Annotated in this window: 22 protein-coding genes and 1 pseudogene; 19 read left to right on the top strand and 4 right to left on the bottom strand. The window is 58.7% G+C overall.

The annotated features are described in order from the left end of the window. Position 1: 1 nt before the first annotated feature. From B7G66_RS07665 to B7G66_RS07645, 4 genes are all read left to right on the top strand, one after another. Entirely contained in the window at positions 2-454 is a 453-nt protein-coding gene (locus B7G66_RS07665; protein ID WP_048859001.1) for a hypothetical protein, read from the top strand. Positions 455-752: 298 nt separating this feature from the next. Further along, positions 753-1889, top strand: coding sequence for a glycine-rich domain-containing protein (locus tag B7G66_RS07655; protein ID WP_048858999.1), 1137 nt, complete (start codon positions 753-755; stop codon positions 1887-1889). Positions 1890-1901: 12 nt separating this feature from the next. Further along, entirely contained in the window at positions 1902-2099 is a 198-nt protein-coding gene (locus B7G66_RS07650; protein ID WP_048858998.1) for a hypothetical protein, read from the top strand. 14 nt (positions 2100-2113) lie between these two features. Further along, on the top strand, positions 2114-2530 hold the full coding sequence (locus tag B7G66_RS07645; protein ID WP_064478783.1) for a hypothetical protein: 417 nt from the start codon (positions 2114-2116) through the stop codon (positions 2528-2530). A 272-nt stretch (positions 2531-2802) separates the two neighbouring features. Here B7G66_RS07645 and B7G66_RS07640 read toward each other — a convergent pair whose 3' ends face one another. Both B7G66_RS07640 and B7G66_RS07635 read right to left on the bottom strand, forming a co-directional pair. Then, positions 2803-3117, bottom strand: coding sequence for a hypothetical protein (locus B7G66_RS07640; RefSeq protein ID WP_048858996.1), 315 nt, complete (start codon positions 3115-3117; stop codon positions 2803-2805). Beyond that, on the bottom strand, positions 3114-3785 hold the full coding sequence (locus B7G66_RS07635; protein WP_159107950.1) for an AAA family ATPase: 672 nt from the start codon (positions 3783-3785) through the stop codon (positions 3114-3116). Before B7G66_RS07635 ends, B7G66_RS07640 begins: the two co-directional genes overlap by 4 nt. Positions 3786-4210: 425 nt before the next feature. Between B7G66_RS07635 and B7G66_RS17190 the strand changes: the two genes are divergently transcribed. Beyond that, a complete protein-coding gene (locus B7G66_RS17190; protein WP_141312856.1) occupies positions 4211-4390 on the top strand; it encodes a hypothetical protein in 180 nt (59 codons plus the stop codon). Here B7G66_RS17190 and B7G66_RS07625 read toward each other — a convergent pair. Next, entirely contained in the window at positions 4362-4955 is a 594-nt protein-coding gene (locus B7G66_RS07625) for a hypothetical protein (protein WP_141312854.1), read from the bottom strand. The genes B7G66_RS17190 and B7G66_RS07625 overlap by 29 nt on opposite strands. 171 nt (positions 4956-5126) lie before the next feature. Between B7G66_RS07625 and B7G66_RS07620 the strand changes: the two genes are divergently transcribed. The 11 genes from B7G66_RS07620 to B7G66_RS07565 all read left to right on the top strand — a co-directional run bounded on the left by B7G66_RS07620 (position 5127) and on the right by B7G66_RS07565 (position 13262). Further along, entirely contained in the window at positions 5127-5804 is a 678-nt protein-coding gene (locus B7G66_RS07620; protein ID WP_052955176.1) for a hypothetical protein, read from the top strand. Between the two features lie 54 nt (positions 5805-5858). After that, entirely contained in the window at positions 5859-6119 is a 261-nt protein-coding gene (locus B7G66_RS07615; protein WP_141312852.1) for a hypothetical protein, read from the top strand. 212 nt (positions 6120-6331) lie between these two features. Further along, complete coding sequence (locus B7G66_RS07610) at positions 6332-7258, top strand: hypothetical protein (protein ID WP_052955175.1); 927 nt, start codon at positions 6332-6334, stop codon at positions 7256-7258. Further along, positions 7255-7803 carry a hypothetical protein gene (locus B7G66_RS07605; RefSeq protein ID WP_048858991.1) on the top strand — a complete coding sequence of 183 codons (549 nt, stop codon included), beginning with the start codon at positions 7255-7257 and terminating at the stop codon, positions 7801-7803. Before B7G66_RS07610 ends, B7G66_RS07605 begins: the two co-directional genes overlap by 4 nt. Next, positions 7800-8459: a hypothetical protein gene (locus B7G66_RS07600; RefSeq protein ID WP_141312850.1), complete on the top strand. Its 660-nt coding sequence runs from the start codon at positions 7800-7802 to the stop codon at positions 8457-8459. Before B7G66_RS07605 ends, B7G66_RS07600 begins: the two co-directional genes overlap by 4 nt. Then, positions 8449-9579: a DNA polymerase III subunit beta gene (gene dnaN / locus B7G66_RS07595; protein ID WP_048858989.1), complete on the top strand. Its 1131-nt coding sequence runs from the start codon at positions 8449-8451 to the stop codon at positions 9577-9579. Before B7G66_RS07600 ends, dnaN begins: the two co-directional genes overlap by 11 nt. Then, positions 9579-10952, top strand: coding sequence for a DNA cytosine methyltransferase (locus tag B7G66_RS07590; RefSeq protein WP_048858988.1), 1374 nt, complete (start codon positions 9579-9581; stop codon positions 10950-10952). The genes dnaN and B7G66_RS07590 overlap by 1 nt, the downstream gene beginning before the upstream one ends. Continuing rightward, complete coding sequence (locus B7G66_RS07585; protein WP_080937636.1) at positions 10949-11935, top strand: phosphoadenosine phosphosulfate reductase domain-containing protein; 987 nt, start codon at positions 10949-10951, stop codon at positions 11933-11935. The genes B7G66_RS07590 and B7G66_RS07585 overlap by 4 nt, the downstream gene beginning before the upstream one ends. A 44-nt stretch (positions 11936-11979) precedes the next feature. Further along, entirely contained in the window at positions 11980-12438 is a 459-nt protein-coding gene (locus tag B7G66_RS07580; RefSeq protein ID WP_048858987.1) for a hypothetical protein, read from the top strand. Further along, complete coding sequence (locus B7G66_RS17185) at positions 12435-12839, top strand: hypothetical protein (RefSeq protein WP_139312901.1); 405 nt, start codon at positions 12435-12437, stop codon at positions 12837-12839. The genes B7G66_RS07580 and B7G66_RS17185 overlap by 4 nt, the downstream gene beginning before the upstream one ends. Positions 12840-13028: 189 nt before the next feature. Next, positions 13029-13262, top strand: coding sequence for a hypothetical protein (locus B7G66_RS07565; RefSeq protein ID WP_048858984.1), 234 nt, complete (start codon positions 13029-13031; stop codon positions 13260-13262). A gap of 46 nt (positions 13263-13308) precedes the next feature. On the opposite strand, the gene B7G66_RS07560 is transcribed toward B7G66_RS07565, so the two are convergent. Then, the gene (locus B7G66_RS07560; protein ID WP_048858983.1) at positions 13309-14319 is read right to left on the bottom strand and encodes a DUF4942 domain-containing protein; all 1011 of its coding nucleotides are present in this window, start codon (positions 14317-14319) and stop codon (positions 13309-13311) included. Positions 14320-14491: 172 nt separating this feature from the next. Between B7G66_RS07560 and B7G66_RS07555 the strand changes: the two genes are divergently transcribed. The 3 genes and pseudogenes from B7G66_RS07555 to B7G66_RS07540 all read left to right on the top strand — a co-directional run. Beyond that, positions 14492-14722, top strand: a complete 231-nt coding sequence (locus tag B7G66_RS07555) for a hypothetical protein (RefSeq protein WP_048858982.1) — start codon at positions 14492-14494, stop codon at positions 14720-14722. A 296-nt stretch (positions 14723-15018) separates the two neighbouring features. Beyond that, positions 15019-15651, top strand: coding sequence for a hypothetical protein (locus B7G66_RS07545; RefSeq protein WP_048858980.1), 633 nt, complete (start codon positions 15019-15021; stop codon positions 15649-15651). Positions 15652-15747: 96 nt separating this feature from the next. Continuing rightward, a pseudogene (locus B7G66_RS07540) lies at positions 15748-16124 on the top strand (hypothetical protein); the annotation flags it as partial.

The raw sequence follows: 16124 nt of genomic DNA, 5'->3' as shown, positions 1-16124 counted from the left end.
TATGGTGCACTTATCCGAGAAAATGCGCAGGGAACATGGGCGCGTAGATCTGAAAATCTGGCGTGCTGGTGTGCTGATCGCGCATGAAACCGACAGCAACCTGATTGTCGAGGGAGCAGCCAATATGAAAGCGGCGCTGCTGTCGGGCGATACAACCGGGAAATACGCGATAGCCCAGATCGGGTTCGGGACCAATGCCGCCGCTGCGCAGGAGACGGACAGTGCGCTGACTGGCGCATATGTCAAACCGGTAGATGGTATCACACCCAATTCAGCGACGGGACAGCTCACCGTGGCTTTTTCACTGGCTGCGACGGAGGCGAATGGAATCAGTATTTCCGAATATGGCCTCCTGTCAGCAAACGGTGTGCTGTTCGCGCGAAGGGTGCGGGATCTGCCGCTGTTGAAGGCCTCTGACCTGTCATTCAGCGGGACATGGCAGATCACGTTCTGAATTTTACGCAGAGAGAGAGAGGGAGAGAACTGCATGGCCAATCGTAAAAAGAAGGGAAAGTTTATGGCGTCGAGTGGTGATGGCGGTCAAGGTCACATGAAAGACCATTCCGGGGGCGCCATCGTCATGGTGGCGAATGGTCGCGGAGGTCCGGGCTTCCTGGGCGCGGAGAGAGGGGAAAGTTACGTTTACGAGGTTCGGCCAGGCGACACCCTGACATTCGTAATCGGCTCTCGGGACCATTGCTGATCCCATATCGTGACTGAATAGACAGGAGAGATAGATCGGGAGCGAAGACATGTCGGGAACTACAAGCACTACGTCATCCACGACATCTTCATCGCTCCCGCCGACCGGTTTTACCTCGCTGACCGAAACTGCCGATTTTGAGGCGGGGATCTACCAGATTGCGACTGATGACCCGGTGCTGGGGGGGCCGGGGGGGCTTGCAAATTATCAGGCGCAGGGGTTGGCCAACCGAACGAAGTATCTGTTGCAGCAGACGACTGCGCTCCAGGCATCGCTCGCATCACTGTCGTCTGGATACTCGTCTCTCCAGAGTGCGCTGTCGGCGGAAACGACACGGGCGGAAGCCGCAGAGTCCACGCTCTCGGGCAGTATCTCCGCCGAAACCACCCGTGCCGAAGGAGCGGAATCCTCCCTCCAGAGTGCTCTGTCGGCGGAAACGACGCGGGCGGAAGCCGCAGAGTCCACGCTGTCGAGCGGTATCTCCGCCGAAACCACCCGTGCCGAAGCAGCGGAATCTGCTCTTGCATCAAACATTACCATCATCATCAACACGTTCTATCCGATCACCGCATCTACGACCGTGCTCGTTCCCGCCGGGGTGACAAAAGTTTACCTGCGTGGCAAGGGGGCAGGCGCAGGCGCAACGGGATGTGCGGCGACGTCGAACACCCAGACTTATTCTGGCGCGGGCGGCGGCGGCGGCGGAGAAATGGAGGGCATCTACGCTGTCACTCCCGGCGATAAACTGACATTCACGATCGGTGCCGGAGGGGCCGGAAACATTGGCCCAGGCTCAGGATATACCGGGGGCGTAACATCGTGCGTGAATGGCGCGGGGGAACGCCTGCAATCCCTCCCTAGCGCCAGTCCCGGGACAAAATCCAGTACGACGAACACTGCGGGTGGTGCCGGGGCAGGTCAGGGTACGTCAGACGTGTCCGGCACATTCCGCAACGATGCGGGAAACGACGGCCAGGATGGACAGGCCGGGACCGCGCAGCTGTCTGGTGCTGGCGGTCTGGGACCTGGAGGCCTCGGCGGTGCGCGATCCGGCCTGCAGGGCGGCCAAAATGGCTCTGCTCCCGGAGCAGGTGGCGGCGGGGCCTACGATACCGGTTTTACCGGGAACAATTATCCTGGTGGCAACGGAGCGCCGGGGGAATTTCTTTACAAATGGCTGCCCTGATGGAGCGTTGAAATGGCAACAGTTGAAACGTACGCCGTATATCTGACCACGGCAACCGGCACCAACTCTGTTGGATACGTGGTTGATAATGTCCTGTGGGATGGCGCGTCCGCATGGACGCCTCCGGAAGGGACCGCCGTCGTCGCCGATCCCGATCGCAAATACCCGATCGGCAGCACTTATGATCCCGCGACAAGCACGACGACGTGAGCGGGTGTCCCATAATGGCTGACGACGACGATCTGGCCGAGGTCGTGGGAAGGCATTCCCACGAAATCAATGATAACCGCAGAAACATTTCAGAACTGCGGGAGGACTTCCGGCAGATTGAACTGCGCGTGGAACGCAGTCAGGAGGAGCAGAGGCGCACGTTTGCAGATTTTGCGGGCGAGATGCGCGGCCGCTGGGACGAGGCCAGAAAATACGATACTGAAGCCGCGCGCGCGCGGGATGAAAAGATCGGCAAAGTCGCCACCCAGACGGATCAGATCCTCGGGGGGCTGTTGCTGATCAAATGGGCGCTCGCTGCGCTGGCTGTGCCATTTCTGCTCGGAGCGCTGACATTGCTGATTGAAATTGTCGGAGCACTTCTCGGCTGGGGGGAGTTCGGCACCTGGGTTTGGCACAAAGCGTTTGGTTGACCGGCGCTTGTGATCTGCACCAGCGCATCGAATGATGCCTGATCCTGCAGAACAATCACCGGTCCACTCTCCCGACACTCGTGCATGAGGCGCTGTCGTTGTATCTGCACGGACCGTTTGAGGTGGCCCCGGGTAATATGCGCCTGGCGCGCCCAGCTGATACGCCACACGCGACCGTCGGCATGGAGTGTATCAACGTGGAACGCATCATCGCTGCCCTTTTTTCCCGAGATCACAGGACCGATCCCGATCACCCGCGGACGCATGCCGTGTTACTGCCGGTCGGAGGGGACGCCGCGCTTGGTCAATTCCTTGTGCACGTAGGCCTCCACCGCCGCAATCACGAACGTTTGCTTGTACTGCCGGGCATGCAGCCGCCGTCCTGCTGATTTACTCAGGAGCCACTCCATCTGCAGCATCAGTTTTTCCGGCACACGCGTGCTCATGCTGACCAGCAGGTCAGAACGCACGTCCTGATGCTCCCATGGATAAATTTCCTTGTTGGGAGCGCCGCCAATAAATGCCTCTGCCTCGGCAGAGGAGGGCTGCGTAGAGGGAAGGGAGGGGAGTTTTTTCGGGATGCTCATTGTGAAATAGCCTCATAGACAGCACGCATTTCGTTCGCCGCTTTTGCGTCCAGCTCGCGCCCCTTCAATTCACATACACCGACCCCTTCTCCGGTTGCGCGGCCATACGCCGCGCGCGCGACCAGGGTGGTAAACGGGTGGGTGGCCAGCGTGGGCGTTTCCTGCAACATCCATTCGCGCAGTTCGGCGGGTGCGCGTTCCGCAGATTGGTGCAGGATCCGGTTGACGACAATGCGCGCCTGGAGTTTGGGATTCAGTTGCTGTGCCCGGTCATATATATTGGCGATCGTCGGGAGCGCCCAGACGTCCAGCGCGTCTGGTTGCACTGGTACGACCAAGGTATCGGCAACCATTGCACATGCCCGGAGGGCAGGTGAATCCACAGCCCCCGTATCAACAATCAGGGTCTGGTACCGTGTCGCCAGATCTTCAATCACGGGACCGATCGTGCGGCCGTCGGACCGCTCGACGCAACTGATGCGGGGATAGTCCGGATGCCCTTCCAGACGATGCGACGCCCACAATGCGCTCGATTTCTGGCCTGGGTCCGCGTCTACCAGCAGGGTGTCGATACCATTCAGCGCCGACAGGACGGCCAGGTTCGTGGCAATCGTGGTTTTGCCCGACCCGCCTTTTTCGTTTCCGACCACGATGATTCGAGCCGTCATTCCGCCCTCCGAGCAACAATCTATGCCAGCACATCTGCCAGATTGCATGCATGCATGCAAGTGGAAGCGATATAATCCGGGTATGCGGAAGAACGCTGCGATTAAAGCATGCCGTAAATATAGAATTAAGATGGGGCGCATATTTTATAAAGAAAGATAGGCAGATACAAAAAATAAAGAAATGAAACAAAAATATGCAAAATCACTTTACGATGTAAATATGTGGTGTTATTTCAATTTAGAGACTTACCGGTATTTCTGATATTTTACGTTTATTGCAATGCGGGGAAGTTATGCATTTCATAGATCAGAAAAATAAATGGATTGAACTGAACCGGAGGCTACAAAAACTTGAGGGTGCGTCTTCTGATCGCGCGATGCCATGCCTGCATATCTGCAGCGAACTAGAACTTGTCTGTGGGGAGATGGCGTCCATTGAGGATGCCGCGATCTCTGCGCCATCGGGCAGTCGGGCGGACATTCTGGCCAAACTTGGGCTTGCCCGTGTCATGCTGGCCAACCCTGATGCCAGTTTCAAGGTGGGCCAGTTACTGGAAACGATAGAGTCCGATCTGATCAGGGTACCTCAATCCACCGCACCTTGAGGGCCTTGCTGGCTGACAGGTCAACCGTTGTTTCATTGCCGGGGGCCGGGCAGACAACGGCCATGCCCTCGGTCTGTTCTGTCAGGTCGCCTATCGTCTCAATGTTCCCGTCCCGCACGACTACGACCGTGTCGCCGATGCGCGGAGAACGGGTCAGGTCAACGTACGCAATATCGCCTGCACGAAGTCTCCCGCGCGGTGTGCTGATCCAGACGGCCAACAGATCGGTGGCAGGCACACGGGCACCTGGTTTTATAGCGTATGTGGGAGGAGGCTGGTCCAGGTTATCCGTTTCACGGAATGCGGGAATATCGCCTGCCGATGATGGTACAGGCCGCCCCTCCGCGATGGGGCGTTCACTGATGCGTCCGGACGTGATCGACGCGAAAACCGGGATTTGTTTGTGCGCGTCAGGGTCCGCGAGGTCTGCAGGATCAAGTTCCAGAATTACGCCAACGGCCTCGCGTATTTCCGCCGGAAGATATCGCGGCACTCCACGGGTCAGATACTGGTGGATATAGCCGTCGCTTTTGCCAACCGCACGACTCAGGCTGACCAGGCTCATGCGTTTGTAGTCCAGGGCATCACGTATCAACAGACGCGCCGAATCCAGTTTTTTTTGCCCTTCAAGGCTTTTTTCGTTCGTTTCCATGCGTTCCGTCATATGGGCGAACGATGGATCAAACCAGACATAAATAACATTGTTATGGTTGGCGTAATGGTTTAATAACCACGGATGGACGATATATTAACCCAGATCGATGCGTTCCTGACCGAGCAGGGGATGGCCCCCAGCACGTTTGGGAAAATGGCCGTTAATGACGAGCATTATGTCGCGCATCTGCGTAACGGTCGCGAGAATTTTTCGCGCACCCGGGCAAAGGTGTTGGCGTTCATGGACGCATTTCGTCAGCGCAAGCTCAACGAGAAAAGCGAGGCCGAACAGATGCTGGAGGGTCGGATTCCAGCGCGATCCCTCCGCTTTACATTGCCCCGGCCCTACCTGCTGCTGAACCCATACCTGCGCCTGCACTGGTCAGCACGGCGGAAATATATGCGCTCGCTGGTGTGGGACATCAAAATGGCGACCGTGACGCCGCCAGACCATGCGCAGCCATTCGATTATGCCCGTGTCACGATCCACCGCTACTCCCCTGGAACCGCCGACAAGGATGGAGTGGAGGGCGGCGCGAAGCCGGTGATCGACTGCCTGACGACGCCCATACCGATGCGCATGAAAAAAGGTGCGACAGCGGTGAAAATGCGCAATCCGTATGGTCTCGGCTTTATCCGCGACGACAGCCCCCGCCATTGTTTCCAGATTGCTCTCGGATTTCGCAGCAGCCAGCAGACTGCGCGGACAGAGATCCTGATCGAGGAAATGGTCTATCCGGACCGTGACGAACCTCCCTGACGTGAAAATCACGTCAAAACCACGTTCATAATGGTTTTATTGATGGGGAAACAAATGGTTGCATCCTTTGAAAGTCTGGTTTCTGGTTTCAGTCCATTTCCGGCCGCCTATAGCTTCGACCAGATCGGGCCAACATGGGTCGCTGTTGGCGCTCTGGATCCGGAAACCAACAAATGGACCCACACATTCCGGGGTCTGGGGCCGGTTCTGGCGGTACAGCGCGAAATGGGACTCTATCTGACCTCTCAGAAACGCGCCGGGAACGGGATCATGCTGCTGCTGGCGTGCCGCGCGACGGGGAGGTCCCGGTCATGAATACCTGCGCGCCATGCGCAGGTAACGGCTGGTACCACACTACATGGACTGGTGGTGATCTCCTGTCGCGTAAGACGGTGCCAGCCCTCGCGATCTGCCACGCATGCGACGGATGCGGTGTCATTGCCGTCCCACATCCTCCCGAGCCTCACCAATCCCTTGGCCCCGCGCGCCTGGCGCTGCCAGCGCCCGTGCCGAAAGGAGCCTGATCTATGACAGGACATACAGACCTGGGGGAGCAACTGCCCTGGTCGAAATTCCACTGGGCAGATTACGAGCGTGATCCCGATCTGCTCGTGTGTTCGTTCGCGGCGCAGGGGCTCTGGATGCGAATGCTGTGTTTCATGGCCCGTGCGGAACGGCATGGATACCTGATTCACAAGGGGCGTGCCCTGCCGATTGACCGCCTCCTACGCGTGGTGGGTGGCACAGCGGACGAGGTTATGCCCCTGCTGCATGAACTGGAGGACCAGGGCGTCCTCGCACGTGATGCAGAAGGCGTGATCTACAGTCGCCGCATGGTCCGTGACCGTGAGCGCCTGGAGCGCGATCGGGCGAACGGCCGCACGGGCGGCAATCCGGCACTGCTTGGCCGTCGTCGCGCGCGCGCCGCGCATGCGGCGCAGGAAGAACTCGACCTCACTGAGAAGCATGACCTTCAGTCTGTGCGCGAAGCCTTAAATAAGGGGGTTAACCCCAGAGAAGATAAGAATAAGAACAGAATAGAAGATACTTCTCCCGGCCGAGAGCGCGTGGATGCCGACGTTATTAACCTGACAGGTCAGGTAGGCGATGCTGTTCGGCAGGCCGTTGCCGCTTGGAACGCGCTGGCGGAACGGGAAGGCCTGCCGGTGGCACAGCGCCTGACGACGCGGCGCAGCAGGTCCATCCGCGCCCGGTTGGCAGATGCCGGCGGCCTGTCCGGATGGAACGCAGCGCTGGAGAAGGTCGCGGGCAGCGCATTCCTGAAAGGGGGCGGGGCCAACGGCTGGAAAATCACGCTGGACGATCTGCTGACGCCTGATCGCTTCACGCGCCTGATGGAAGGCGCGTACGCAGACCGGACGCCTGCCCTGAAAACTGCACGCACGCTGGGCAACGAGGAGTGGCGCCGCCAGTGTCTGGAGGGTGTCGCGTGAACAGTGTGGCAGAGAAAACCACCGTCAGTCGTGTCGTGATCGAGTGGCTGATGCAGCTGGCGCTCCTGTTCATTGCGGATGGCGCTGTGACGCCGGAGCGGCTGCGCCTCTACGCGAAGGTACTCGGAGCGGAGTTCGGAGACCATATCTTCACGGACGCTGCCCTGCAACGGGCGGCCATTGGAGAGGGGCGTGGATATTTCCCGGCGTGCGAGGTGATCGCGCAGCGCCTGCGGGAATACCAGCTTGAACTGGACCCGGCGACCGCGCCGGATGACGGCAAGAGGAATTACTGGCTGCGGGTCATGGAGAGGCGACGTGTCGCCATCCAGCGGGGACCGGAAGAACTGCGCCCGCAGGAAATCCGCTCTGCTCGTATCTGGCTTGTCTGGCTGGAGAACAATGAGCCCCTGATCTACCGCGATCTGATGGCTGGACCGCACTCGGACGAGTGGGCCGCCGTGCAGGAATGGCCGGGCGCAGACCTTCATCAATTCCCAACTCAAATAGCACGTAAACAACTGAAAACAGGCGCAAAAGCATGAGCAATGGGAACGGTTCCCATCCAGAATGGGAAAATGGGAAAGCGCATGGGAATGGCGAGGATGGGAAGCCGGCGCGAAATTCCGATGAAAATCCCATGAGCTGCCCGATGGCGGACGTCATGTTCGGCTGGCCGGAAATTGCCATGTTGGCTGACCTACTGCGGTGCCCGCTGACAGTGCTTACGAAATCGGACGTCCTCAGCATCTGTGGGCATTTCAGGGGTGCCACGGACTGGTTGTTGTCGCATGGGATGTTGCGATCTCGTTTAACCAATGCGCTGGAGGTAAACCGGCCCCTCCTCTGGAGGTTCGGAAGTGCCCTTGCGTCCTCACGGACAAAACCGGTTTCCGGGAATGCGGTGATAAGTGAACTTCTCGCCGGTAAAAAACAGGATGATCTGCGGAGCGTCCTCAAGGTCATTGACCAGATCCCGACGGATTTTGCCGGAGCCATTTTGGTCACGCCCCCCAGTCCTCTGGAGCCGGAGGATATGGAATACCTCGCCAGGCAGTTCGCCAAGCAGTTGCAGGCCCACGGGCTGCTTTCCGTATCCGTTTGCCTGATCCCTTCGGGTGTGCAGGTATCGACGTTGTCGCGCGTCGCGATGGAGCAGTTGCTCGCGTCAAAGGCGCAGGAGAGCGACGATGTTTCTTGAGGCGCGCAATGACACCCTGATCGGGGCGCTGTCCGCGATCAGGGGGGCGATATCGAAGGCGCACACCATCCCGGTGTTGGAATGCGTCCTGATCGCCGTGCGTCCGTCGGGCGTGGTGCTGACGGCTACGGACATGATGATCCGCGCGGAAATCCGCATCCAGGCGGACAGGACGCAGGATGGCAGCGTGGCCGTGCCGCTCGGGGCGCTCCTGGAGGCCCTGAAATCCCAGCCGCGCGATCGCACGGTATCCGTTGGCATTGAGGACCAGACGGGCCGTGTCACAGTCCGCAGCGGGAAATTTTCCAGCCACCTGAGCGCCTATGAGCCGGATGATTTCCCCAGTCTGGCAGGAGCAGTTGGTCAGGAGAAAGCCATCGGCATCGCATTGCCCCAGTCGCGGCTGGTGCGTCTGCTGAAAACAGTCCGGTTTGCCGCGTCTACGGAAGAAACACGGTACTACCTGTGCGGCGTGTACCTGCACCCGGTTGACGGTCCGGATGGCGTGGCCATGGTCCGTACCGTCGCCACCGATGGCCATCGCCTGGCGTGGTGTCAGGACGTGCCCGAGAAGATGGCCAGTGCGCCCGATCCGGTGATCCTGCCGACACGGCTCGTGACCGAGATGCTGGCGCATCTGGATGACAAAAGCGATGATAGCGTTACGCTGGAAATCTGGGGACGCCGCGTCGGGATCTGGATCGGGAATTACTATCTGACCTCGACAGTCATTGACGGCACATATCCCGAATACGCGCGGGTGATCCCGACAGATCACCCCAATACGGCCCGGATGCCTGCGCGTGCTCTGGAACACTGCGTGCAGGCCGCGTCCTCTGTCATTCAGGAGCGCAGCAAACCGGTCAAGATGACGTTTTCCGATACGCTGACCGTGGCGTCGCAGGACGAGCGCGGCAGCGCTGTTGACGTCGTGGAGGAAGGATATTCCCTGCGCGGCCGCCGGACGGAAATCGGTTTCCAGGCGCGCTATGTGCTGGATGTCCTGCAGCATGTCGGCGAAACCGTTGAATTTCATCTGCACAATGAAACGGCGCCAGCCGTGGTGCGCGACGTGGATGATGCGAACAAACTGTTCGTTGTCATGCCAATGCGCGTCTGATGATCCATGCCGCGACAATGTGCAGTGGTATCGGCGCGCCAGAAGCGGCCATGCCCGGCTGGGACTGGCGCTGGTGTGCCGAGATCGAGCCATTCCCTGCGCGTGTCCTCGCCCGCAGGTTTCCCGGGTCGGTCAACATGGGCGACCTGATGGCAGAAGATTTCAGCGCCCGGTCGTGCGCGCTGGGGCCTCTCGACGTAGTGGTCGCCGGCACACCCTGTCAGGATTTCAGCGTGGCAGGCCCACGCGACGGGCTGGATGGCATGCGCGGGAACCTGAGCCTGCGCGCAATCCAGATATACGAGGACCACTGTGATGCAGCCCGATCTGCTGGACGCCCTGAGCCCCTCTACGTCTGGGAAAACGTTCCCGGCGTCCTGTCGGACAAAACCAACGCGTTCGGAAATATCATTGCAGCGCTTGCAGGATGCGAGACCCCCATCGTTCCGCCATCAGGACTGCACTGGACCCGCGCGGGTGTGGTTGCTGGACCCCGACGAACAGTCACATGGCGTGTGCTGGACGCTCAATATTTCGGCCTGGCCCAACGACGCGAGCGTGTGTTCGTTGTGGCAGGTGCTGTGGGGGGGGCAGATCCCACAGCGATACTTTTTGAGCCCGAAAGCCTGCCGGGGAATCCTGCGCCGCGCCGCGGCACGGGGGAAAACATTGCCCCGACAGTTGCACGCGGCTCTCCAGGCGGTCGCGTCTACGGGTTAGATGCCGACACGGTAGAGAGCCTGCAGGTACACCCGGTCGCATTCGGTGGCGGAAACTGCTCGGGTCCGATCGATGTGGCGAGATCGCTTTTAACGAGTGGCCTTCATCAGGATTTTGAAACTGAAACGTTCATCACCCATACCCTGCGCGGCGAAGGATTTGACGCCAGTGAAGACGGTACCGGACGCGGGACACCTCTGGTCCCGGTTGCGTTCGACTGCAAAGCGTCGGGACAAAACGGTTTTGGCGTAGGCGATATTGCCAGCACGATGCGCGCGATGGGGCACGCAGGCAGCTATTCCAACGGCGGCGGTCATCTGGCGGTCATGCAGCCGCTTTCCGTCGCATTGCGTGGCCGGGACGGTGGCAGCCAGATCGAGGTTGGCGACGATGTGGCACACACCCTGCGCGCCAGTCAGGGCGGGTCGGACAAACCGCACGTCCTGACCAGTGCCGTACGACGCCTGATGCCCGTCGAGTGCGAACGCCTGCAGGGTTTCGCCGACGACCATACCGACGTGCCCAATGGCAACAGGCCGGCGGCAGACGGCCCACGATACAAGGCACTGGGCAATTCAATGCCCGTGCCGGTGTTGCACTGGATCTTGACGCGCGTGGAGCGGGAGATTGCCCAGGTGAGGGAAATACGATGAAACCAGCCGATAATGACGGTAATCCAGTCCCCTCTTACCCCCGTGAACTGGCCCTGCCGGTCGTATCGCTATCTGGCTGGAAAGATAGCCTCGCGACCGCATTGCTGGCGATCGAACGGCACGGCCGGGATCGGGTGCGATTGCAGTATGCGGACACAGGAAACGAACATCCCTTGGTCGAGGAGTATGTTTACGAATATCTGCCTGATGCACTGGGTGTAACAATCGAGACGGTGCGTGCTGATTTTTCAAAGGAAATCGAACGGAAACGCACATACATTGATACGGTCTGGCGCGATGAAGGTGTCGCCGAAGATACCATCAAAACAGCGCTCGAATTTCTTGTCCCAACAGGCATTCCTTTTCTTGATCTGTGCGTATGGAAAGGGAGGTTTCCCTCCCGCCGTGCCCAGTTTTGCACACAGGAACTGAAAACCAGGCCGCTCACGCGCGCATTGTTCGATATCGCCCGGAGCACAAATCTCTACGTCGAAAACTGGCAGGGCGTGCGCCGTGACGAATCATCTGCCCGGAAAAATGCGCTGGTCTGGGAGGACGGGGATTGTGGTCTCTGGATTCACCGGCCGATTGCGACGTGGACAGCTCAGGACACGTTTGATATTGCGCGCCGCCACGGAATCAAGAGCAATCCACTCTATTCGTTTGGATGTACACGTGTTGGATGCATGATGTGCATCAATACAAGCAAATCTGAAATTTCTAATGTTCAGTCACGCTGGCCATTCGTAATCGAAAAGATAGAAAAATGGGAGTTTATTGTTAGAAAATGCTCGAAAAGGCAGCTTGCAACCTTCTTTTTCTTTGACTCTAAAGAAGGACGGACCGACATCGAGCATTATCAGGCCAACAATATTCGGCAGGCGGTCGCTTGGTCGCAGACAAGCCGCGGTGGTCAGCAGTTCGACCTCGAACATTTTATGCCCAGATCCGAATGCTCCTCTCAATATGGTCTGTGTGAATAAACGCCGACTGGCAACGATAATTCATATTCCCGAAGGTAATGACCATGGCAAACGAAGTGAAGATGTATCTCGTGCCGGATCAAGCAACGCCCGAGCAGGAACATCGGGCGGAAACAGTCGTAATTGACAGGTATGGGCACCAAATTACGTGGCCCGAGTTCCATGCCTACATGACGGCCATCGCCACCCCCATCCAGCCGTGCGCGGATGTGGAGACAATAACCCATGAAATGAAAACGTGTATTGAAGTCGATGAGATGACCGGAATGTCTTACCCGGTTGACTATCCAATAAATGAATTAGTCCGCCGCACCGACATGGAGGCGCAGGTTGCCCGTGTGGCGGCTGAGAAGGATGCGGAGATTGCGCGGTTGCGAGACGGATTAACGCGGATCATGGCGGTCCCCGACGACGGCGGAATCAGCCCCGAAGACGGGTACGGGATTGGTGCTAAAATGACAGAGATCGCCCGCGCAACTCGCGACGAAGGAGCAGCGGGATGATCACTCTCATGGTCTGTTCTCGTTGTGGGGTTGCATCCACACTCACCAGTCAGTTTGTTTTTCGTGACAACAATCCGGAATGCCTCCCATGCTACCGGCGTCTATCCGGTAGTGGTGCAGGAGGCGCCATATGGAACGGCCCATCGGAAGTGCGGGAATATGCACGCAAGCAGGTAGACGAAGCCTTCCAGCGCGGGCGTGAACAGGAGCGCGCGGAGAGAAAAACGGATGATACCTGCCGGTTGGACTTCATGGAACATACGCAGATCGATGCCATGAAGGTAAATGGGCAATGGGAAATTCTATCTATGAGCGGCGACACGGCGGAAACGATAGGAACTGGCGACACCTTACGTGCCGCCATTGACGCCGCCATGAACGCGGAGAACGGGGATGTTTGACAAAATATTCCTCTATTTGTGGCTTGTTTTAATTTCTGCATGGGTCGGAAGCTTTGATCTGTGTGCAGCCAATAGTATTTTGCTTTCGAGACCTTGGATTGCGATGTATTTCTACGTCAATACCGCAGCATGTTTTGCTGTCGCGCTATTTTCCTCAGAAAACGTCATGAAAATATGGCAGGAACGGAAATGACCAGTCCTCCCTATGTCACCACCATATTTGCTCTGTATTGGGCGTTCGGCATGTATCTGGTTTCAAGAAAGAAATTCCAGATGGGCATGCGTGAGAAAATGAACGAACTGGCCTGCCGGCCGGATTTCATAGGTCGGGAGTATATTGTGCAGGCGGCCGGTTGCCTCTGTATGCTTATCGCATCTCTCACATATCCATGGTTTCTGATCATGAAGTCGAAGCGCGGCTGATCGAATGTCAGCCGACGGGAAACTCTCTTATCGCGGATAGAAGCCCCTATGCGGAGCTTGTCGGCTTATCCAGCACCACGATCCGGGTGCTGATCATCGTGCCCGCCGCCTTGAACATGCCATCGTCTATATCCGCCAGATCGACCATGCGTTCGGCCGTATCGACCGGGGTAGGGTAGAAATCCTCCGACCATGTATCCTTGCGCCCGGCGGTCGGGTCCGCCTTTCGCCTGGCACCTGCGGCATCCGGTCCGGCACCAATCGTCTCACCGTAAAATTCAGCGATAATCCTGTTGGCCTTTTCCACGAGGTCGGGCCGGAGGAAATAGAACTGCGCATTGCCGTTCTTGAAGAACTTCACCCGGAAATAGTCGGTCTCGACAGTGCCAGCACCGGGAGAGAAGGAAGAAGACGTCTGTATAGCTGCTGCCAGCGCGCCACGCAGACCTTCATTATAGCTGGTGGGTGGCTCCCGGCCGTCCAGGACATAGAAAATCCGGTCCAGATCACGAATTGAATCGTCCCGGTAGGAGTTAAGCAACCCGTAGGAGGTCTGGACGCCGGTCATGACGATCCGCTTGGCCAGCCGGAACCCGTTGTTGGACCGGTATTCCCGGCAGAGCCCCCGGAATACCTCAACCAGACCACGCCGGAAAATCATGTCGGACTCTGCAAACAGCCCTTCCATCGTGACCCGCAGGTTGTCGGGACTGGCCTCCGGCGGCACGCCCTCCATGTCTTTTTCGAACTGGGCGCGTGCGGTTGCGTCCATCATGCCCCACAGTGGGGTGCCGATCACGAATGACCGCCACATGGCCCGGTCCACCTCGATGCGGACCTGCTCTGGTAAGCACTTGTTGTCCGACCAGCCTTTCAGGGATCGTTCGATCACCTGGTCGATCTTACTGCCCACGGCATTTGTGCCCACGCAGGCGCCCTGCATGTCCGCACGCGCCTGCCGGATCTGTTCCACGCCAGACAGAAAGCCTTGGATCGCCTTCGCCCGGTTCGCGCACAGCTCATCGACAGAGGCCTTGATGGCAAGTTGTTGGGTCATTTTCTGCCCCTCTTCGATTGTCGGTAATGGGGTGCGGCGATGATTTCCGGAAGAACCGGGGATCAGGGTATTTCCTGTCCGCCGCATACTCATTATATACGTGACGTATATTAAAAAGGCAAGGAAAATAAAACACGTTGCGTTGATTATTATTGGCCCATAGAGTTGAGGAATGGGACGAGCACCGACATCACCGTGGGGACGTCGCGCACGCGACGCAGGCCTTGACCAGAAGACACTCGCGGCACTGACTGGCCTTGCGCCGAACTCGGTGTCGCGCGGGTTGCGCGGGGAGTGGGAGAAAGGTGTTCCGGCCTATCTCCGGGCAATTATAATCGTCTGGGAGATGCTGGATGAAGGGCAACGCGCGGCGCTTCTTGCCCAGGCTGAAAGGACGAAATGATGCCACCGCAGTACAGGGAATGTGATTATTCGATCAGGAAAATAAGACGCAGTTACTGGGAATGGACGGCCTACAACGGGACGGGTGCTGCCGCGAAACCTATTAAAAGCGGAAGCACGACCGAGAGCGAAGCGCATGCACTGGATCTGATACGGAACCACATTGACCGGTATCTCAAGACGAAACAGATAACCCTTTGATAAAAACCGGCGAGAATAACAGTTATCGCCGGTAAACGGCGGATCGTGACGATAGGCTGGGGCATCCCGTTCCCATCATCGTCATGAGGCCGCATCATGCCCGATCTCGTCAAAATCGAAGCCGTGCGCGGCACACGCCGCAATTTTCTCGGCTTCGCGTTCCTGTCCGGCCTGGCCGTCGCCTCCCTTGCGGCGCTGCCCGGGTGCTCGTCCAGTAAGGATGGCAACGTCACCACCATCACCGTCAACGTGTCCGAGATCGATACCGACGGCACGGCCGCATTGAATATCCTCAAAACCGTTCTCGCGTTCACCGGTCTGCCGCTGGCCGTTGCTGATGTCGTGGATGATGCGATCGACGGTGTCGAGGCGGCATTGGCCACCTGGGACAAATATTGCAGCGGCAAGCAGACGGTCGTTTTTGACGCCACCAGCGTCCCGACGGAAGCGTCCAGCGTGATCGCAGCGCTGCAGAATGCCGCCACGACCATCGGAAACGTCGCGACGTCGGAGGCGGCCACCCTCGGCACCACCCTGACGTCCAAAATCACCTCCGTATCGTCGGACATCGCGTCGCTTGCGGCGATCGTCTCCAGCATCGTCCGGACAACGGCGGGACTGTCGCTGGGCGCGCAGGCGAGCACGCTGACCCCGACGCAGGCCCGCATGCTGCAGGTCAACGGCATCCTTGCGCGGCATGGCCTGCCGCCGGTCGCCGTCAAGGGCTGACGTTGCTGATCGCCTGCGTCGCGCTGGCGGCGTTCGTCGGGGGTGCCGTATTCGGTGCCGCCGCTTTCATGGTCCTCTCTTCCTGGTATCTCTGACATGCTCAAGCCTTCCGACCTGCACGTTGTCTCCGTTTTCTCCAACAACCGGCGCTGGCGCTCGCGTGAGCGTCTGCTGCGCAGGTTCATTCCCCATATGCAGGCGTCGGGCGTGACCCTGACGATGGTCGAGCATGTGATGGGCGAGCGCGATTTCGTGCTGGATCCTGATGACCCGGACTTGGCCGGGGTGCGCCTGTTCCAGGTCCGCGGCGACAGTCGGCAGGAGAACTGGCTGAAGGAAGGGCTGATCCGCTATGGCGTCAGCCGCCTGCCGGCCGACGCGAAGTATCTGGCCGTGATCGACGCCGACGTGTTTTTCCAGCGACAGGACTGGGCACTGGCCACGCTCGACATGCTTCAGGTGCATCGCGTGGG

Source organism: Novacetimonas hansenii JCM 7643, assembly GCF_000964405.1.
In the GTDB taxonomy this organism is placed as follows: Bacteria; Pseudomonadota; Alphaproteobacteria; order Acetobacterales; family Acetobacteraceae; genus Novacetimonas; species Novacetimonas hansenii.
Note: the sequence above shows the minus strand (reverse complement) of the source record. Positions and strands in the feature narration are given on the sequence as shown.